Consider the following 20,757-nt stretch of genomic DNA (forward strand, 5'->3'; position numbering starts at 1 on the left):
TTATGACAGAAACCCCATTTAAATCAGGATTCGTTGCCATTATTGGTCGTCCCAATGTTGGCAAATCCACGCTATTGAACCGAATTGTTGGTGAAAAAATCGCCATCATGTCGGACAAAGCTCAGACAACACGAAATAAAATTCAAGGTATTTATACAACTGATAATGCACAGGTTGTTTTCATTGATACGCCAGGTGTTCATAAGCCACAGAATTCATTAGGTGATTTTATGGTGAAGTCAGCTTTTTCTGCTTTACATGAAGCAGATGCGATTTGGTTTATCGCTGATGCTTCTATGCCACGTGGGCGTGGCGATGATTTTATTATTGATCGACTAAAAGATGTTAAAAATACACCAATTTATTTGTTAATCAATAAAGTTGATTTAGTGTCACCACAAGATTTATTAACAATTATTGCTAGTTATCAAGAAGATGCGATTGATTGGACGGAAGTCTTTCCTATATCTGCACGTGAAGGTGATAATGTGCCTGAGCTATTAGGTAATATTGTCGATAGCTTAGATGAAGGCCCACAATATTTTGATGCTGATCAATTAACAGATCATCCAGAGCGTTTTGTGATTGGTGAATTAATTCGTGAAAAAGTATTACAATTGACACGACAAGAGGTGCCGCATTCTGTTGCTGTGGTAATTGACAAAATTGCGCGTGAAAACGAAGAAAAAATTCATATACAGGCTTCAATAATTGTAGAACGTCCGACACAAAAAAACATTATCATTGGTAAACAAGGTACAATGATAAAAGAAATTGGAACACGTGCACGTAAAGACATTGAAAGCTTAATGGGTGATAAGGTATTTCTCGAAACATGGGTTAAAGTAGAACCACGTTGGCGTGATCGACCACAAGCACTACAAACATTAGGTTATCGTTCAGAAGACTATTAATACTGCAGTTGTTAACACCAGGGTGTTTGTAAATCAATATTATTAAAAGTTCTTATGTATTATTCTGATTTGCAATTTTTGAGTGATTCAAATGATAGTAGGAGTTTTCGCTGAAATCAGTTCATCTTGGTGCGTTTGATTTATGAGATAGCTGCTTGTGGTAATCGGTTTATAATTGCAAACCATTCAACGGTATTAATGGCGATTCTTGATATTGAATTAATTCAGGTTTTTAAAACGAATTATGATGATAATGATATTGTGCAATTATGACGCCGATTTTTAGACAATTCGTATCAGTTTATGCATTATTTATTAGAGTGACTAATGACAGTAATTACAGGAATTGTACTATATACACGACAATATAAAGATAATGATTTGTTGGTTCGCATACTTACTGAAACACGTGGGTTGTGGACTTTTTTGGCGCGTGGTGCAAAAAAGCCAAAATCGCATCTTGCAGCAGGTGTGCAACCTTATAATTTTATTACGTTCGAAGGGGCATTTCCAGCTCGTGAAAGCGGCTTAGGATATATAAATAATGTTCAAAGAGCAACAATATATCCTCGTTTAGTTGAAGATATTGAAGCCAATGCCTATGCGGCTCTCATTGCCAGCCTGATTAACGCCACCTTTGAGGAAGGTGACCAAATTACGCGTTGGTATAATCAGCTTTTGTTAGCACTTCAAAAATTAGATGACGGCTTGGATCCACAAATTATTGCTAACATATTTGAAATTCAATTATTAGTACCTTTAGGCGTTGCGCCTAATTGGAAAGCAGATCCATTAAGCGGTCAAGTAGACGGTAGCTTTGATTATTCCGAAAAGTATAATGGTATTCTTTCAGAGAATCATTACAGTTTGGATGATCATCGTTTAATGTTAGACCAAAAAACAATATTCTATTTACGCCAATTTAGTGTGATTGATTTTAGACAAGTACATGAAATAAAGGTGTCAGCAGCCACAAAACGAGGATTACAACGTGTGATTGATTATATTTATGATAATCAAGTTGGATTAAAACCACGTGCTAAAACCTTTATTGAGCAGATGCATTTATGGCAAAATACACTCATTAATTTTAGACAAAAGGGGAACGCAAAGAATGACAATTAAAAAAATATTGGTTTTGCATACTGGTGGCACAATTTCAATGCATGAAGATGAAGATGGTGATGTGGAAACAGGCACTGAAAATCCATTAAATGGTGCTACTGTTCAACTACCTGATGCAGAATTAACTGTTGAAAGTATTTTTAATTTGCCGAGTGAACATATTGGACCACGGCATATGTTGCAATTACAGCAACGTATTTTGAAAACAAAAAACAGTTTTGATGGTGTTGTGATTACACATGGTACGGATACATTAGAAGAGACGGCATTCTTTTTGGATAGTACCTTATCAGTTGACTTTCCTATTGTGATTACAGGCGCTATGCGATCATCTAATGAATTGGGATCTGACGGACTTTATAATTATCAATCAGCTTTACGTGTTGCAGCGGATAAGAATTCGCGACACCGTGGTGTGATGGTTGTCATGAACGATGAAATTCATGCTGCACGATTTGTTACTAAAACGCATACCACAAACGTTGCTACTTTTGGATCACCAATCAGTGGGACGATGGGGTTACTGACAAAACGCCGTATAATCTTTTTTTATCAGTTAGCGCCACGACAAGTTTTCCCAATAACATCTGTTGATCAAAATATTCCAGTATTGGAAGCATATGCTGGAATGGATGGGCAGCTCTTAGAATTATTAGCCGCGGCAAATGTTGATGGTGTCATTATCAAGGCTTTTGGGGCGGGTAATTTATCTAAAGAGGCTGCAAATGGTGTCTCGTTACTCCTATCACAACACATTCCAGTTATAATTGTTTCTCGTAGTTTTAATGGCGTTGCTGAGCCGGTTTATGATTATCTTGGCGGCGGGGTTCAGTTGGAAAAAGCTGGTGCTATCTTTGTGACAAGTATTAATGGACCAAAAGCACGTTTGAAATTGATGATTGGTTTATCAAATCATTTAAATCATGTTGACTTGCAAACATATTTACGCAATTCATGATTACTCATCATAAAAAAGCTGAGATTGTCCTAGACAATCTCAGCTTTTTCAATGTTATACCATTTTAAAAATATTATCATAAATTGCTTTAACTGCACGTTCAGCTAAATCGGGTTGGATCCCTAACATAATAGAAATTTCACTAGCACCTTGGTTAACCATCTGTAGGCTAATACCGTGTTCTTTTAGGGGTGTGACAATATCTGTTAATGCACCAATTCGATTACGCATACCTTCACCGACGACCATGATGATACCATAACTAGGTAGCCATTTTAAAGTATCAGGTTTAATCGTTGCTGCAATATCTTCTAACATACCATCAACTTGTTCTTGCGTTAACAAAGTTTTGTCAAAAATAATTGTCAAATCATCAATTCCAGATGGCATATGTTCATAAGAAATATTGTGCTTCTTTAAAATTTCTAGAATACGTAATGTGAAGCCTACTTCTTTATTTAATAGGTAGCGGTGCAAATACAAAGCCGAAAATCGATTTGAATTTGCAATACCAGTGACTGGGCGTGTTTGTTGTACTTCGGTGGGTGGCACAATGAAAGTACCAGGTGCTTCGGGGTCATTTGTATTTTTAATATTAATCCGAATACCACCTTGAATGGCAGGTATGATTGCTTCATCATGAAATACAGCAAACCCAGCATATGATAATTCACGCATTTCATCATAAGTCATTTGTTTAATAGCCGCGGGATTTTCAATAATGCTTGGGTTAACAGCATATATCGCACTAACGTCTGTAAAGTTTTCATACAAATCGGCACTTAGTCCACGTGCCATAATTGCACCAGTAATATCTGATCCACCACGCGAAAAAGTTGCTATGTCGCCATTTTCAGTGTAGCCAAAGAAACCCGGAACAATTAATCTTTCGCTGGTACTTAAATCTAATTCAGCAATGGTGTTATAAGATTTTGTATCAAAAGTGGCGGAACGGGCATTATCATCAACACGTAAGCCAATTTCCTTGGGGTCAACAAAACGTGCAGGTACACCTAAATGAGTGAAAACTTTAGCGATTAATTGTGCATTAAGATACTCACCATGGGCTGCAAACGCTGCAAAAAGATAGTCAAACGAACGGTAATGTTTACGCGCAAGATGATCAATTTGTTCATCAATATCAGCTAATTCATAGGCAGGTAAGTCAAAATGATTACCAATAGCATGATAACGGTCTTTAATCGTTTCAATGATGTCTGTTGCATCGGTGTCTTCAATAGTGGCTTTAGCATATGTCAACAGTAAATCCGTGACTTTAGTATCATCTTTAAAACGTTTTCCTGGTGCAGAAACAACGATAACTTTTCTTGTATCATCTGCTTTAATAATGTCAAATACACATTGTAATTGATGGCCATCGGCGAGTGAGGATCCACCAAATTTTGATACTTTCATGTTTATGATCTTCTTTCTGTAGTAATACTTAATCCTTGAAAATCAGGTTCAAGTTGCAAAATTTTACCGGGTAAATTTGCTGCTGATAGTGCGTCAATCAATTGCTGGGTATCTTTTTTAGGTACAATAGTGATAATTGTAGGACCAGCGCCCGATAGATAGGTACCAATTATATCTAGGTGATGTGCAATATCACGAATAGTAGATAATTCAGGAACTAAATGTTGGCGAGCTGTCTCATGGAATAGATCTTTTTCTATCAGTTCACGAGCTGTATTAAAATCATCGACATTGAGTGCTGCGATTAATGTATTACTAATTGCACTAGCTGCAGTACTCGTTTTGAATGGTAAGTTTGCTGGTAAAGCTTTGCGTGCATTGGATGTCATGAGCTTATAATTTGGAATAAATGTGACAAAATTAATATTTCGGGGTAAATGTAAGGGTGCATGATAGACACGAGAGCCATCATAATAAGCTGATACACCGCTACCAAATAATGCCGGTGCAACATTATCAGGATGACCTTCTAATGCAGTAGCATGATCCAATAGCTCCTCGTTGTCTATATTTAAATGTGCCAATGCTTTAGCCATCGCTAAACCAGCTAATAGTGCTGATGAAGATGAACCAAGCCCGCGTGCGAGAGGAATATCTGAGCTGACACGAATACGATGAGGCATTAAATCGGGGACCAATGATAAAGCAGTTTTGACAATAAAATTCGTCTCATCATGTGGCATATCTTCTTGATAGTCATGTTCAACCAACCATTGCTCTGTTGCTTCATATATATTTAAAGTTAAATAGAGATTTAAGGCGATGCCTAGTGAGTCAAATCCAGGGCCAATATTTGCTGTAGTAGCTGGAACAGTTATTTTAATCATGAAAATATTTTATACTCCGCGGCTAAATTTATACCATCAGCATTTCGAATCGTTGTACGAATCACATTTAATTGTGCATCACTTGCTGGGTGAGTTAATGCAACAAGACGAGCTGTTCCGTTTGCAGCAGGTGTCTGTTTTAAGTCAGTGAAACTGATTTTTGCTGCAGCGAACATACCGGTTACTGAATACATTGCGCCAGGTGTATCGTCAACTTCAACAACAATAAAACGTCGCGCAACCCGTTGTGAAGGTTTTGCCAAATTCAGGTCTTGGTTAAAGGAATTAAATGGTCGTCCAGGTGTGTTTAATGCAAGGTCAGTTGCCACATTAGTTAAGTCGCTAAGGACGGAATTAGCTGTTGGCATTTCACCAGCTCCAGGACCGTACAACATGACCTCACCGACAGACTCGCCATTAACCAATACAGCGTTATTTTCATTATTCACAGTTGCCAATGGATGTGTAAAGGGGACTAGATGAGGTGCAACTTCAATACTGATGGCTTCTTTGGTATCGCCAACACGTTGTGCAACACCCAGGAGCTTGACAGCGTAACCGAAACTATTAGCGTCAGCAATGTCTGTGTCCGTTAGATTGGCAATACCATTTATCGTCAGGTCACCTAAGACTGGCTGAATACCAAAGGCAAAGTTCGATAGAATAATTAATTTAAAGGCAGCATCGAAGCCTTCAACATCGTTAGTTGGATCAGATTCGGCAAATCCTTTATCTTGAGCCAATTTCAAAGCTTCAGCATAGGATAAGTTATTGATTGCCATTTGTGTCAAAATAAAGTTACTCGTACCATTAATGATACCAGCCACACGTGATATTTCATCAGCTGTAAAACTTGAAGCTAATGTGCGTAAAATAGGAATACCACCAGCAACTGCGGCTTCAAAGAACAAATCGACACCGTTTGCTTCTGCAATAGCAACTAACTCTTGTCCGTGACTAGCAATTAAGTCTTTATTGGCAGTAACAACATGTTTTTTAGCATTTAGTGCGCGTTTAATAATGTCGTACGCCTGATCTAATGTCCCCATCACTTCAACCACAATCTGAATATCATCATTGTCTAAAATATCTGATGCATTATCTGTGATTGGAAAGTCTTGTGTAAATCCATGACGGGGTTTATTAAGATTGTGCACCACTGCGTGCTTAACAGTTAAGCGGGAACCTGTCCTTTTGGTTATTTGGTCCATATTTTCTTGTAAAATTTTGACGACACCACTGCCGACCGTACCTAAGCCGAAAAGCCCAATTCCAATGTCCATATTTTCTTCCTTTAAACAGTTATTCTTACAATTCTATCATTTTACTTCATAAAATTAAAGTTTTTTGTTATAATTTAACTCAATAATATAAAAGGATGTGGCATACAATGAATTATGTGTCAACACGTGGCCAAGCGCCAAGAGTTACAGCAAGCCAGGCAATTTTGGCAGGTATCGCGCCAGATGGTGGGTTATATGTACCAGAATCATGGCCAACACTGGATTTAGATTGGTCAGCTTTACAAAACCAAACATATAGCGATATTGCAACGCAAGTTTTTGATGCCTTTTTTGATGATTTTAGTGTTTCTGAAATTGATTATGTTATTCAGAAAGCATATGGTAAACAATGGGCGAATGAGAATGTCGTATCATTGCATGGTGAAAATAATTTAACCTATATTGAATTATTTCATGGACCAACGTTGGCTTTTAAAGATGTTGCTTTGCAGATATTGCCACATTTAATGACGACAGCAGCTAAAAAGCAATCCCAAAACGAAAAAATTGTTATTTTAACGGCTACCTCTGGTGATACGGGAACTGCTGCTATGAGTGGCTTTGGCAATGTCGACCAAACGGAAATTGTGGTCTTCTATCCTGAAGTTGGTGTCAGTGATGTACAACGTCAGCAAATGCAAACAGAAGCTGCTACTAATGCGCATGTGATTGCTATAACTGGTAATTTTGATGATGCTCAAAAAGCTGTTAAATCATTATTATCAGATGAGAAATTGATAAAAGAATTACAACAACATCATCAGCGTTTTTCATCAGCTAATTCAATCAATATTGGGCGATTAGTGCCACAAATTGTTTATTATTTGTATGCTTACGCGCAATTAATCAAAAAAGGCACCATTCAATCCGGTGATGCGATTAATATTACTGTACCAACAGGGAATTTTGGAAATGTACTGGCTGCATACTATGCTAGCCAAATTGGATTGCCAGTCAAAGAATTTATTGTGGCTTCCAATGAAAATAATGTGCTAACTGATTTTTTTGAAACTGGTACTTACGATCGTGACCGTGCGTTTAAAGTAACCAATGCACCAGCAATGGATATTTTAGTTTCAAGTAATTTGGAGCGCTTGTTGTATTTTGTTAGTGGGCGTAATAGTGAAGAAGTGAACCAATATATGACATCGTTAGCAAATGATGGTAAATATACTTTGACGTCCGCAACCAGATCGAATTTAGATAAGTTTACCGTTGGGTTTGCGACACAGACTCAAGTGCTAGAGACAATTAGACGTGTGGCGCAGGAAGAAAACTACATTATTGATCCACATACAGCAGTTGGGCGTTATGTTTATGATCAACTAAAGCCAACTGGTACAACTTTATTGGCAGCAACAGCAAGTCCTTATAAATTTCCACAAACTGTGTTGGAGGCACTTAACCAAGTTCCAGATACTGGAAAAGCAGGGTTGAAACAATTGTCTGATGTCACACAGACTGACATACCAGCTCAAGTTGCGGATTTATTTGCTCGACCAATTTTGCATAAGAGTACTATTGATCCAGAACAAATATCTCGAACATTGCGTCAAGAAATCCTATAAAGACGAACGATATTAAGATATTTCTCTCGATATTTAGTATTTATCTTAATTATTGGACGCCATTAACTCTTGAAATACGTTATAATTAAGTTATCATCTATTAGGAGAAAAATATGTCATTTAAAACACTTGATCCGCAAGTTTGGAGCGCAATTCAGCAGGAAAGTGCTCGTCAAAATCGTACTATTGAGTTAATTGCATCTGAAAACTTCGCTTCCCGAAGTGTTCGTGCAGCTCAAGGCTCTGTTTTAACAAATAAGTATGCAGAAGGGTATCCTAACAAACGTTATTATGGGGGTACGGAATACGTTGACGTTGTTGAACAATTGGCAATTGACCGTTTGAAGATGTTATTTGGAGCTGAATATGCCAATGTTCAACCACATTCAGGTTCGCAAGCTAATGCTGCAGCATATATGGCATTTTTGAAACCTGGCGATCGCATATTAGGTATGGATTTAGCTGCTGGTGGTCATTTAACACATGGGGCCAAAGTGTCATTTTCTGGTCAAGTTTATGAATCACATACGTATGGTTTGGATCCAGAAACTGAACTATTAGATTATGAAGCAATTGCTCAAATAGCACGTGAAGTTAAACCACAAATGATTGTGGCGGGCGCATCAGCCTACTCACGCACGATTGATTTTACTAAATTCCGCGCGATTGCAGATGAAGTAGGCGCATATTTAATGGTTGATATGGCTCATATTGCTGGCTTAGTTGCGGCAGGGTTACATCCCAATCCAGTTGGCGTAGCTGATGTGGTGACGTCGACTACGCACAAAACACTGCGTGGACCACGTGGTGGTATTATTTTGTCGCAAGAAAAATACGCAAAAAAAATCAATTCAGCTATTTTCCCTGGTTCACAAGGCGGACCTTTAGAACATGTGATTGCAGGTAAGGCAATTTCTTTTGGTGAAGCACTCCAACCAGAATTTAAAACATATGCAGCTCAAATTATTAAAAATGCGCAAGCAATGACTGATGTTTTCAATGAAACTTCGGATATTCGTGTTGTTGCTGGCGGTACTGATAATCATCTATTTAATTTGGATTTGACGCAAACAAGCTTGAACGGTAAACAAACACAAGAGTTGTTAGATAGTGTATCCATTACAACCAATAAAGAAGCTTTGCCAAATGAAAAGTTGAGTCCATTTGTAACTTCTGGTATCCGTATTGGTACAGCGGCAATAACAACACGCGGCTTCAACGAAACTGAATCTCGACAGGTAGCCGAATTAATTGTGACAGCTATTCATAATGTTAATGATGCCAAAGTTTTGCATGAGGTTAAACAAGCTGCAGAAAAATTGGCAATGGCACATTTGTTTGAGTAATTAGTACAATGAATTTATTCGAAAACATAAAATATGGACGATAAAGTAAAATTACGGCAGCAACAAAAACAGCGTTTAGCTGACTATAGAGGGCTAGAACGTCTGGAAGAAGAAAAAAATTTACACGAGTTACTATTTCAATCAAATCAGTGGCAGCTGGCTAAAGTTGTCGCATTAACGCTTAGCTTGCCAGTTGAATTCAATACTGCGCCCATTATTCAACGTGCTTGGCAGGACAAAAAGCAAGTAGTTGTTCCTAAAATTGTGGCAAATCAGATGTTTTTTGTTCTTATTACACCAGACTCAACTTATAAGTCAGGTATGATGTCAATTCTAGAACCAGTTAATGATGTACCATTTGATAAACAAGCCATTGATTTAGCTATTATTCCAGGTCTTGCATTTACACGTACTGGGTATCGTTTAGGTTATGGTGCAGGATACTTTGATCGATTTTTGAGTGATTTTCATGGCAAAACAATTGCTTTAGCTATGAAACCTCAGTTGGTCGACTATTTGCCAATTGAACCACATGATGAGCAAGTTGAATATATTTTAAATTCAAATATGGCAGTCATAATGGATTTTTGGCGCGGCTATCTAAAACAAGAATCATTATCACTAGACACACCGTTACCTGTTTTTGACATGTTTGGAAATGAAGGATTGGCTGATGAATTAGCCACGTTAATTGCTGATGGTACAAAAACGGCTACTGCTAGCTGGTATGATGGTTATTTAATTGATAATGAACCAGTCCCAGTTAAAAATAGTTACTTTATTGTGCTAAACAGCAAAAAATTACCAGTTGCTATCATCCAAAATACAGACGTAACGATTGCTAGTTTTGATGAGGTCAACTCGGAACACGCTTATCTAGAAGGTGAGGGTGATCGTTCATTAAATTATTGGCGCACAGTACATCAAAATTTTTGGGAATCAGAGTTAGCGATGTATGATGTGACATTTAATGAGAAAATAAAAGTGGTATTGGAACGATTTAAAGTTGTGTATCAATAGTAATAGAAAATCAGGTTTTGAATTAATTTTAATAAAAAAGCCATTCACCTTTGAAAGTGAATGGCTTTTTTAGTCAACCAATGGCAAAATATTGACAATTGAAATACGGTCGCTATCATCATGCTTGAGTCGTTCAATTATCTCATGATACCGGCGTTCGGATAGCGCTTCTTTTGTGTCAAATTCTAAAATACGATTGTCAATACGATTAGTCGTACTAGGATATTGTTCAACACGATAAATGATGAGTAACTTTTTGTAGGCAAAAGGTTGGACAATCATGCCCTCTAAATGTTCATCAACACGTTCGCTTGTTTGATTAGCGATATTATTTTCTATGGCTGCTTTTGTTTTTTTAAATAGTGTCATTATTTCATCTCTGTCGTATTTTTTGTGTAAGTGGTTAGACCACGAACGATAGCGGTGGCAATTTCTTTTTGATAACGTGCTGTGCGAATATGTTTGAAGTCAGAATGATTATTGATATAGCCTAATTCAAGTAAAGTGGCTGGTCTGGTAACGTTGTTTAAAACAACATATTGAGCAGTATCCATACCACGATTTTTCAGAGGTAAGCTGTTTAAAGAATCGTGTAGCGATTTGGTCAATGCCTGACCATTTTTATGATAATAATACTGTGATATGCCAGTAGCAGTTGTTGATGAGTTTTCATTATTAGAATGATCAAAATGAATAGAAATTTGGGCATCTGCTTTGTACTTTTCGGCTAGTCGTGGGATATGTAGTAAAGGAATCAATGTATCAGAATCACGTGTCATGAGCACACGCGCACCTGTATGTTCCAACGCTTTTCTCATATGCCGAGCGGTACGTAATGTATAAGTCTTTTCAAAATGTTTACCATCGGTTGATATTGAGCCAGTATCGCCAGGAAAGCCTTGGTATTTTTTATTAGGATCACCACCATGCCCTGGATCCAAAACAATCGTAGCCTCACTTAATGGGGTCGCTTTATTTAGGGTACGAGACTCGGCAACCCAACTAGCAACCCAACCAACTTTTTCATTATCAGTGCGGCGCACTTGATACCAGCCATGCGCTCTTTTCATAATAATTAAACTAGATCCACGCTTTAAAGCAGAAAGTGCGTGATAATTTCTACCTGGTCCACTGCGGAACTGAACGCCTTCAGGGCGTGTTGTTATTTTATTTTTAGTGGCCAGAGAATAAACTAAGCCAAAGGTCATGATTAAAACGAAGGTTGTTATTATAATACCAATTAAATTGCTTAAAAGCCATTTCTTTATCATCAATTTTACCTACTTCAGCAAATTTTGCCGTGTGATAATATTGTATCATATTTCAATTTAAACAAGCATTTCTCTTAGTTTCAAAAGATGTTACAATATGGGTATAATATAATTTATGAAAACAATTAAAGGTTAAAAGGTAGACGCGATGTCAAAAACAATGGCAGTAAACGCCGGTAGTTCTTCACTTAAATTTCAACTTTTAGAAATGCCTGAAGAAAAAGTACTTATGCAAGGAATCATCGAACGTATTGGACAAGAAAGCGCTGAGATTACAATCAAGTATGGTGCAGATATTGAACCAAAGCGTTTGATAGGTACTGAAGATGGTCATGTTTCACTCACAAAGAATGGGGGCCAAAAGTATGAGCACGAAACAATGATTAAGGATCATCATCAAGCGATTGATTTCTTACTTCAAAAGTTAACAGATTTAGGAATTGTTGAAGATTTTAGTGAAATTTCAGGTGTTGGGCATCGTGTTGTGGCTGGTGGTGAGTGGTTTAATCAATCGGTTGTCGTCGATGATGATGTGTTGAGTAAAATTGATCGCTTGGCCGACTATGCGCCACTGCATAACCCAGCAAATGCCATGGGTATTCGTGCTTTTCAGAAACTGTTACCTGATGCCTTATCCGTAGCAGTTTTTGATACTTCATATCATCAAACAATGCCAGAAAAGAACTATCTTTATAGTATTCCCTATGAATATTATACGCGCTATGGTGCACGTAAATATGGTGCACACGGTACGTCGCATCGTTATGTGACGGAACGAGCTGCCAAAATATTGGATATTCCACTCGAAAAGTTTAATGCGATTTCTTTCCACTTGGGTGCAGGTGCTTCTGTGACTGCGATTAAAAATGGTAAATCTTATGATACATCAATGGGATTCACGCCGTTGGCTGGCTTGACAATGGCTACTCGCTCTGGTGATGTTGATCCATCTTTGATTTATTATATTCAAGAACGTGAAGGCTTGACAAATGCTGAAATGTTACAAGTCTTGAATACGAAATCAGGTTTATTAGGTATATCAACAATTTCTAGTGATATGCGTGATTTAGAAGGCGTACAAGAAACTAATTTCCATGCAGACTTAGCTTTAAATATGTTCTATGATCGTGTTATTCGTTATGCAGGACAATATTTTGCTGAGTTGGGGCGAGTCGATGCGCTTATCTTTACTGCGGGTATTGGTGAAAATGATGCAGTGACACGCGCTAAAGTATTAGAGGCTTTAGCTTTTGCCGGGGTTAAAGTGGATTCAGCTGCAAATAATGTACGTGGTAAAGAAACCGTGATAACAACTGTAGACTCATCAGTTGCAGGTTTGCTAATTCCAACAAATGAAGAATTGATGATTGCAAGAGATGTTGAAGCATTGAAATAAAAATTATTCTGATCGTCATGAATTCATATTACATAAAGTGTAGCAGTGGTGCTACACTTTTTTTATTAGCTAATGACAGTCTATCCTTGGGGGGGAGGGCAAATGAAGTTTCTTAAATTATGTTTTAAAAATTGGATTATGCCAATCGCTATTGGTATAACCATAGCGGTATTAATACAAAAATTTATAGTTATTGGAGCAACTGTTGACGGTCTTTCAATGATGCCTAATTTGTCTAATAACGAAAAAGTTATTGAGAGTAAATTATCCACTATCAAGCGCGGGGATGTGGTTGTTTTTGATGCGCGCGATGAAGATCCAGCTATTTCAGCTGGGAAAAAATATTATGTCAAAAGAGTGATCGGCATCGGTGGGGATACTGTTGAACAACGGAATTCAAAGTTATTTGTTAATGGTAAAGAAGTCAACCAATCTTACATTGATTTTTACCAGCAGTCAGAAGGAACCGGACTGAACTGGCAGTTATCTAATTTATCAAAAAGACATGCTTGGCAAGAGAAAGATCAAAATCAAACACGTGTTCCAAAAGGGACATATTTTGTGCTTGGAGACAATCGTATGCTATCCAATGATAGCCGATCGTATGGCTTTATAGATAAATCTCATATTTTAGGGAAAGCAATTGTGCCATTTTGGCGACAAAATAAACAAGCTAAGAAAAATATTAATCACCAAGCTAAATCATTTTTTGTTAATTAGTATTTTGAGATGACAATTAAATTCAAGCGTACTTAAGAATCATTAGGAAAAATGTACAACAAAAAGACTGAGTTTGATATACTCAGCCTTTTTGTTATAGTACCTTTAATTGACCACGTACTTCTTCAAGTGATTGGTAACCTTTTTCTTCAAGAATAGCTGTCAATTCACGCTCTAAACGATCAAAAACAGTAATACCTTCAATAGCGAGTTGCGAACCAACTTCTACCAAATCAGCACCGCAAAGAATATGATCATAAACATCACGACCTGTGGTGACACCACCTGTACCAATAATTTTAATATCAGCATTTAAACGTTGTCTCAATGCCCGTACGTTAGCGAGAGCAGTTGCTTTAACAAGTGTACCACCGATGCCACCGAATCCGCCTTTGGGCTTGATGACAACCGTATCTGAGTCCTCATCAATTACCAAGCCATTGCCAATAGAATTAATGGTGTTGACAAATGCTAGAGGGAATTGATTTAGAATGTCTGCGATCATATCGAAATGCACAATATCGAAGTATGGCGGTAACTTAACGCCGAGCGGTTTTTTAAAGAATGCAAAGGCTTCACTTAAAATTTGTTGAGTCGCTTCAAAATCATAAGCAGTTTGTGGTTTACCTGGCACATTAGGACAAGAAAGATTCAACTCAATTAAGCCATCAAAATCAGAATTTTGCAATTGATGTAACATATCTAAATTTTCTTGTTTAGATAAACCGGCTATTGAGAAAAAAATAGGTTTTTGACTAGGATTAGTTGACACATAGTCTAGATAGTAGTTAAAGCCTTCATTGGGTAATCCCATGGAATTAATTGTGCCAAGATGATTAGGCAGTTCATAATAGCGTGGTGCTGGATTTCCTGGACGATGATCAGCAGTAGCTGATTTTGTGACTACGGCACCAGTGTATGAGGATGATAACACTGTGTTAAGCTCTTCATTTGTCTGACACATGACACCAGCAGCGTTTAGTAGAATGTGGTCAAAGTGGTGATTTTGTATGTTAGCCGTGAGTTGCATAATTTGTCTCCTATGATGACTAATTGGTGTGCGATTGGTTCAGATCATATTACTAAAAGATTTATCTTAGTATATCAAAAAAATAACCGGATAAAAAGGACGAATGTTGAGTATAATAAGAATATGAAACAATTTAGAATAGAAAACTTAAAAAGTACATATGGCGAGAAGGTGTTATTTAATAACATCTCATTTTTGATTACAGAAGGGGATCGTATTGGATTAATTGGTGTTAATGGCTCTGGTAAAACATCATTACTTAATGCGATTTCTGGCATAAATCCAGCTGACTCTGGTACGATTACGAAGCCTAATGACTATACTATCGGCTATTTAATGCAAAATCCTATTTTGGATGATGATGCTTTAGTGATGGATGCCATCTTTTCAGGGAACCAACCAGTTTTTCAAACCATTCGACAATATTCATATGCGTTAAAGCGTTTTAGTGACGATCCGACTGATGAAAAAATTGCACAGCAATTCGAGGATGCACAAAACGCCATGGATCGCGATGAAGCTTGGACGACAGAGGCGCAAGTTAAAGCTATTTTAACACAGTTGCATATGCCAGATTTGTATCGTAAAGTTGGTGAGCTCTCTGGTGGGCAACGCAAACGTGTTGGTCTGGCACAAGTATTAATTGAAGCACCTGATTTGTTGATTTTAGATGAACCAACGAACCATTTGGATTTTGATTCAATTGCTTGGCTGGAAAAGTATCTATCTAGTTATAAGGGCGCTGTTTTGACCGTAACACACGATCGCTATTTCTTGGATGCTGTTACAACGAGAATATTTGAACTATCGTTTGGTGATTTATTCGAGTACAAAGGTAATTATCAAGCCTATATGGTAGGTAAAGCTGAACGTGTCGAACAGGGTAAGGTAACCGAACACAAGCAACAGCAACTTTATAAACAGGAACTAGCTTGGATGCGTAAATCTGCACGTGCTCGTAGTACAAAACAAACTGCACGAGAAAATGCATTTGCCGAATTAGAATCACAAATGGGAACATTGCAATTAGATGATAATGTGACTGTCAATCTTGGTCAGCAACGTTTAGGGAAAAAAGTCATTGTTATTGAAAATGCTACGATTAAATTTGATAACAAAACTATTTTAGACCACTTCGACTTACGCGTATCAGCTGGAGACCGGATTGGGATAACTGGTGAAAATGGCGCAGGAAAGTCAACATTTTTAAATGCTATTGCCGGTAAAATGCCATTAACCAGTGGTGTGATTGAAATTGGTGAAACCGTTAAATTAGCTTATTACACGCAAGTTACTGAAGAAATTCCAGATGATAAACGTGTCATTGCTTATCTATCTGATGTGGCAAGTTCTGTCACTGATAAAAATGGCAATTTAGTGAGTGTGTCGGAATTGCTAGAACAATTTTTGTTTCCGCCATTCATGCATGGCACGTTAATTCGCCAATTATCAGGGGGCGAAAAAAAGCGCTTATATTTGTTGAAACTGCTTTTGCAACAGCCAAATGTGTTATTGCTAGATGAGCCAACAAACGATCTTGATATTGGAACACTGACTGTGTTAGAAGATTTCTTATCGGGGTTTGCAGGCGCAGTTATTACTGTTTCGCATGACCGTTATTTCTTGGATAAAGTTGCTAATCAACTTTATATGTTCCAAGGTAACGGTGTGATTGAACGTTATGACGGTTTGTTCAGTCAGTACCTCGCGACACATACTGACGTTAAAGAGAATATAATAGACAATAAAGAACTTGTAGCAAAGAAAAAGCCTATTGTAACCGAAAAAAAGAAATTGAGTTATAACGAAAAGAAGGAATGGGAAACGATTGAAGACGACATTGCCAAACTTGAAAATCGATTGGATGAAATTCCTGATGAGATGACCAAATATGGCACGGATTATATTAAATTAGGTGACTTACAAAAAGAAAAAGATGATATTGAAGCTAAGCTGGATGAAAAAATGAACCGATGGGAATATCTCAGCGAAGTTGTTGAAAGTGAGTAATATTGGCATAGTTCACATCAGTAAGCTGTGCCAATTCTAGAAGTTTTAATATTTATTTGATGTTCTATTTTGTGATAAGTGGTTAATCATATCGTATTATTTTCCTGAGGGGAAACGATTATGAACTTAAATCAACAACTGTTAGCTATTCATTTAACCACTGGAATTGGTGTAAAAACAGAAACACAATTAATTAACATGATTAATCGAGATCAAGCACCCACAGTTTTTCCGTGGTCGTTGGACTTCATTTTAAAAGTAACTAATACAGCCTATCATGCAAAAATACGGGCAACTTACAGTACTGCAGTGGAGCGTGCTAGTCTCTTTTTGGCTGAATACATCACTTATTTTGATGATGCTTATCCCCAACGGTTGCGAGAAATATTTGAACCGCCATTAATTTTATTTTATAAGGGGCATTTAGAAGCACTAAAGTTACCAAGTCTATCGGTTGTGGGCACACGAACTGCAACTTCTTATGGTTTATCAACCTTGCGACAGTTATTACCACCAGTCATTAGACTACACGTAGCTATTGTATCCGGTTTGGCACAGGGTATTGACGTCATGGCACATCAAATTACTTTTTCAAAATCAGGTATACCAATTGCAATTATTGGTACTGGAATTGATGTGGCGTATCCAACTAGAAATGAAAGTTTACAAAAGCAAATCACGCAACAAGGATTAGTATTGAGTGAGTATCCAGAAGGCACTCAGCCGCATCGTTCGCATTTTCCGGCACGCAATCGCATCATTGCTGGCTTATCTTCTGCCACGTTAGTTGTTGAAGCTAAGATAAAGTCGGGTAGCCTCATTACTGCTAATATGGCATTACAAAATAATCGTGAAGTGCTTGCTATTCCAGGTTCAATTTTTTCTGAAAATTCACAAGGGACGAATGAATTATTAAGTTTAGGCGCAAAAACAGTGACAAAAGCACAAGATATTGTAGAAAGTATCCAATTACTTGACACAATCTGATATGCTAGATACTAATAAGTAAATTGTAAGGCATATTATTAACTATGGTAGAAGTTAAAAAGAAAACTACAGAAAAAAAATCAGTAGCCAAGAAATCAACAAGACGAAAGTCTAAGAAGGTTAAAAAAAATCTTGTTATTGTTGAAAGTCCTTCGAAGGCGAAAACAATTGAAAAATATCTCGGTAGCACATATAAAGTTGTTGCTAGTTTAGGTCATATTCGCGATTTACCAAAATCAACATTAGGTGTTGATGTGGCAAATGATTATGAACCGAAGTACATTAATATTCGTGGAAAAGGGGATGTTATCAAAGGCCTACGCAAAGAGGCCAAAGCAGCCAAAAAAGTTTATCTGGCTAGCGATCCGGATCGCGAAGGTGAAGCAATTGCCTGGCATTTACAGCATATTCTAGATTTAGATCCGGAACAACCTAATCGTGTTGTTTTTAATGAAATAACCAAAGATACGATTAAAAATGCATTTAAAACACCAAGAATTATTAATCAAGATTTGGTTGATGCACAGCAGGCACGGCGTATTTTAGACCGATTAGTAGGTTATTCTATTTCACCAATTTTGTGGAAGACTGTTAAGCGTGGCTTATCAGCCGGCCGTGTACAATCAGTTGCACTTGGTTTAATTATTGCTCGCGAACGTCAAATACAGGCTTTTGAACCAGAAGAATATTGGACGCTGGATTCAGAATTTAAAAAAGCACGTAAAAAATTCAAATCATCATTTTATGGTTTTGATGGCAAAAAGCAACCTTTGCCTGATAACGACAGTGTACAGTCTGTTTTGAAACGCATTGACAAAAATGGTGATTTTAATATCGTGAAGGTGGATGCTAAGGAACGTAAACGTAATCCACAACAGCCTTTTACGACATCAACAATGCAGCAAACTGCCAATACGCAGTTAAACTTTCGAACACGTAAAACAATGATGGCAGCCCAACAATTATATGAGGGTATTAATCTTGGACGTGGTGTTGGCCAAATTGGTTTGATAACTTATATGCGAACTGATTCAACACGAATCTCATCTTTGGCACGAAATGCCGCTGCACACTATATTCATGAAACTTGGGGTGAGGCATACTCACAGCATAAGCCGATTCAAGGTAAAATGCCTGAAGGCGCTCAAGATGCTCACGAGGCGATTCGACCAACAGATATCACAATTACCCCTGAAAGCATCAAAGATAAATTGTCACCAGACCAATTTAAACTTTACTCACTCATTTGGTCACGTTTTGTGGCCAGTCAAATGACGCCAGAGATTTTAGACACAATGGCGGTAACAATTGAGCAAAATGAGGTGTTGTTCCGTGCGAATGGTTCAAAAACAAAATTTCAAGGTTTTACAAAAGCTTATCCTTCAGCAAAAGAGAAAGATAATGCCTTACCTGATTTAACAGAAGGGGATGTTGTTAAACTGGCTAATACTAATCCAGAACAACATTTCACTTTGCCACCAGCACGTTATTCAGAAGCTGCTTTAATTAAGGCGTTGGAAGAAAACGGTGTCGGTCGACCATCAACTTATGCACCAACCCTAGACACTATTCAACGACGCAATTATGTTCGTATTGATGCACGTAAATTTGTACCCACTGAACTTGGGGAAATTGTCCAGACAATTGTTGAAGAAAGTTTCCCTGACATTACTAATATGAAATTCACTGCGAGTGTTGAACGTGAATTAGATGAAGTGGAAGTGGGTGACAAGCGCTGGGTACCAGTAGTGGATTCTTTCTTTAAACCATTCTCAAAAGAGGTCGAAAAGGCAGAAACGACACTTGAAAAAGTGATCATGCATGATGAGCTAGCTGGTATGGATTGTGAGATTTGTGGTGCGCCCATGGTTATTAAGATGGGACGTTATGGTAAGTTTTATGCTTGTTCACGTTTTCCAGATTGTCGTAATACGCAAACAATTGTTAAAGAAATTGGATTATTGTGCCCAAAGTGTAAAAAAGGTCAAATTGTTGAACGTAAAACTAAGCGTCAACGGACATTCTATGGTTGTTCTCGCTATCCAGACTGTGACTTTGTCAGTTGGGAGAAGCCAACTGACAAAACATTGGCTGATGGCACGACACCAGGTAGTGATCAAAAAAATAAAGAAACTACCAGTGAAGCAACCAAATGAAATAATTATCTTCCAAAACAGTTTAGCATCTGCTAGGCTGTTTTTTTAGTGTCCAATCCGCTAACTAAATAATGACTTAACGTATAAATTAAATTAATATATCATATTTTGATATTAGGTATTGTAATCAATGAAAATAGCGAGTAGAATAAATTCAAGGAATGAAAGCGTTTACATATGAGCGTGTAAAAGTTATATCATTACCATGAAAACTAGAGGTGAGAGGATGAGTTATCTAATTTTGGTGAGTCATGGTCGCTTTTCAGAGGGATTGAAAGATGCGCTAAGTATGTTTGTTGGCGATTCAATTCATACAGTTAAGGCGATAGGGTTGCAATCCGGGGAAGATACGATAAGTTTTGGGAACCGGTTCAAATCATTGTTGTCAGATATAGGATCAGATGCTGACCTAGTCGTGTTAGGAGATATTATTGGAGGCAGTCCACTGACAACTGTTTGCAATATTTTAGAACAGGCAGGCCGATTATCAACAACAGTTGTGCTTGGTGGTATGAACTTTCCAATGGCGTTGAATGCGGCTATCTTAAAAGATACTTCGAGTTCGCAAGATTTAATTAGCGCTACGTTATTGGAGGCCAGTTCTGCTGTTAAGCAATTCACAGTTCATCACGAAGATGATGAAGATGAGGAAATTTGAAAGGAAAAACTA

The 20,757-nt window shown here is 37.6% G+C and carries 18 protein-coding genes; 12 read left to right on the forward strand and 6 right to left on the reverse strand.

Annotation, left to right across the window (positions count from 1 at the left end; translation table 11 throughout):
- Positions 1 to 2: 2 nt before the first annotated feature.
- The 3 genes from era to FGL89_RS00440 all read left to right on the forward strand — a co-directional run bounded on the left by era (position 3) and on the right by FGL89_RS00440 (position 2,997).
- The gene (gene era, locus FGL89_RS00430; protein ID WP_014974422.1) at positions 3 to 914 is read left to right on the forward strand and encodes a GTPase Era; all 912 of its coding nucleotides are present in this window, start codon (positions 3 to 5) and stop codon (positions 912 to 914) included.
- A 327-nt stretch (positions 915 to 1,241) separates the two neighbouring features.
- A complete protein-coding gene (gene recO, locus FGL89_RS00435; protein ID WP_014974420.1) occupies positions 1,242 to 2,039 on the forward strand; it encodes a DNA repair protein RecO in 798 nt (265 codons plus the stop codon).
- Positions 2,029 to 2,997 carry an asparaginase gene (locus FGL89_RS00440; RefSeq protein WP_014974419.1) on the forward strand — a complete coding sequence of 323 codons (969 nt, stop codon included), beginning with the start codon at positions 2,029 to 2,031 and terminating at the stop codon, positions 2,995 to 2,997. Before recO ends, FGL89_RS00440 begins: the two co-directional genes overlap by 11 nt.
- Before the next feature lie 54 nt (positions 2,998 to 3,051).
- Here FGL89_RS00440 and FGL89_RS00445 read toward each other — a convergent pair whose 3' ends face one another.
- The 3 genes from FGL89_RS00445 to FGL89_RS00455 are packed head-to-tail and all read right to left on the reverse strand — an operon-like array spanning position 3,052 to position 6,583.
- The gene (locus tag FGL89_RS00445; RefSeq protein ID WP_014974418.1) at positions 3,052 to 4,413 is read right to left on the reverse strand and encodes an aspartate kinase; all 1,362 of its coding nucleotides are present in this window, start codon (positions 4,411 to 4,413) and stop codon (positions 3,052 to 3,054) included.
- Positions 4,414 to 4,415: 2 nt separating this feature from the next.
- Positions 4,416 to 5,300, reverse strand: a complete 885-nt coding sequence (gene thrB, locus FGL89_RS00450; protein ID WP_014974417.1) for a homoserine kinase — start codon at positions 5,298 to 5,300, stop codon at positions 4,416 to 4,418.
- Entirely contained in the window at positions 5,297 to 6,583 is a 1,287-nt protein-coding gene (locus FGL89_RS00455; protein WP_014974416.1) for a homoserine dehydrogenase, read from the reverse strand. The genes thrB and FGL89_RS00455 overlap by 4 nt, the downstream gene beginning before the upstream one ends.
- A gap of 107 nt (positions 6,584 to 6,690) precedes the next feature.
- Between FGL89_RS00455 and thrC the strand changes: the two genes are divergently transcribed.
- From thrC to FGL89_RS00470, 3 genes are all read left to right on the forward strand, one after another.
- Positions 6,691 to 8,151 (forward strand): threonine synthase, encoded by a 1,461-nt coding sequence (gene thrC / locus FGL89_RS00460; RefSeq protein ID WP_014974415.1) that lies wholly within the window; start codon positions 6,691 to 6,693, stop codon positions 8,149 to 8,151.
- A 113-nt stretch (positions 8,152 to 8,264) separates the two neighbouring features.
- A complete protein-coding gene (glyA, locus tag FGL89_RS00465) occupies positions 8,265 to 9,497 on the forward strand; it encodes a serine hydroxymethyltransferase (RefSeq protein WP_014974414.1) in 1,233 nt (410 codons plus the stop codon).
- Positions 9,498 to 9,530: 33 nt separating this feature from the next.
- Positions 9,531 to 10,517 (forward strand): 5-formyltetrahydrofolate cyclo-ligase, encoded by a 987-nt coding sequence (locus tag FGL89_RS00470; RefSeq protein WP_014974413.1) that lies wholly within the window; start codon positions 9,531 to 9,533, stop codon positions 10,515 to 10,517.
- Between the two features lie 69 nt (positions 10,518 to 10,586).
- Here FGL89_RS00470 and FGL89_RS00475 read toward each other — a convergent pair whose 3' ends face one another.
- Both FGL89_RS00475 and FGL89_RS00480 read right to left on the reverse strand, forming a co-directional pair.
- The gene (locus tag FGL89_RS00475; RefSeq protein ID WP_014974412.1) at positions 10,587 to 10,886 is read right to left on the reverse strand and encodes a hypothetical protein; all 300 of its coding nucleotides are present in this window, start codon (positions 10,884 to 10,886) and stop codon (positions 10,587 to 10,589) included.
- Positions 10,886 to 11,788 (reverse strand): N-acetylmuramoyl-L-alanine amidase family protein, encoded by a 903-nt coding sequence (locus tag FGL89_RS00480; RefSeq protein ID WP_014974411.1) that lies wholly within the window; start codon positions 11,786 to 11,788, stop codon positions 10,886 to 10,888. Before FGL89_RS00480 ends, FGL89_RS00475 begins: the two co-directional genes overlap by 1 nt.
- Positions 11,789 to 11,936: 148 nt before the next feature.
- Here FGL89_RS00480 and FGL89_RS00485 point away from each other — a divergent pair, with 148 nt between their 5' ends.
- Positions 11,937 to 13,184, forward strand: a complete 1,248-nt coding sequence (locus tag FGL89_RS00485; RefSeq protein WP_014974410.1) for an acetate/propionate family kinase — start codon at positions 11,937 to 11,939, stop codon at positions 13,182 to 13,184.
- Between the two features lie 102 nt (positions 13,185 to 13,286).
- Positions 13,287 to 13,904, forward strand: a complete 618-nt coding sequence (lepB, locus tag FGL89_RS00490) for a signal peptidase I (protein ID WP_014974409.1) — start codon at positions 13,287 to 13,289, stop codon at positions 13,902 to 13,904.
- 94 nt (positions 13,905 to 13,998) lie between these two features.
- Here lepB and FGL89_RS00495 read toward each other — a convergent pair whose 3' ends face one another.
- Entirely contained in the window at positions 13,999 to 14,934 is a 936-nt protein-coding gene (locus FGL89_RS00495; RefSeq protein WP_014974408.1) for a dihydroorotate oxidase, read from the reverse strand.
- A gap of 123 nt (positions 14,935 to 15,057) precedes the next feature.
- Here FGL89_RS00495 and FGL89_RS00500 point away from each other — a divergent pair, with 123 nt between their 5' ends.
- The 4 genes from FGL89_RS00500 (at position 15,058) to FGL89_RS00515 (ending at position 20,745) form a co-directional block, all read left to right on the forward strand.
- Entirely contained in the window at positions 15,058 to 16,944 is a 1,887-nt protein-coding gene (locus FGL89_RS00500) for an ABC-F family ATP-binding cassette domain-containing protein (protein ID WP_014974407.1), read from the forward strand.
- A gap of 120 nt (positions 16,945 to 17,064) precedes the next feature.
- Entirely contained in the window at positions 17,065 to 17,931 is an 867-nt protein-coding gene (dprA, locus tag FGL89_RS00505) for a DNA-processing protein DprA (protein ID WP_014974406.1), read from the forward strand.
- Positions 17,932 to 17,975: 44 nt separating this feature from the next.
- Positions 17,976 to 20,087: a type I DNA topoisomerase gene (gene topA / locus FGL89_RS00510; RefSeq protein ID WP_014974405.1), complete on the forward strand. Its 2,112-nt coding sequence runs from the start codon at positions 17,976 to 17,978 to the stop codon at positions 20,085 to 20,087.
- A gap of 226 nt (positions 20,088 to 20,313) precedes the next feature.
- Positions 20,314 to 20,745, forward strand: a complete 432-nt coding sequence (locus FGL89_RS00515) for a PTS sugar transporter subunit IIA (protein WP_014974404.1) — start codon at positions 20,314 to 20,316, stop codon at positions 20,743 to 20,745.
- Positions 20,746 to 20,757 lie beyond the last annotated feature (12 nt).

Origin of the sequence: Leuconostoc carnosum, assembly GCF_007954525.1 — a bacterium.
Classification (GTDB): domain Bacteria; phylum Bacillota; class Bacilli; order Lactobacillales; family Lactobacillaceae; genus Leuconostoc; species Leuconostoc carnosum.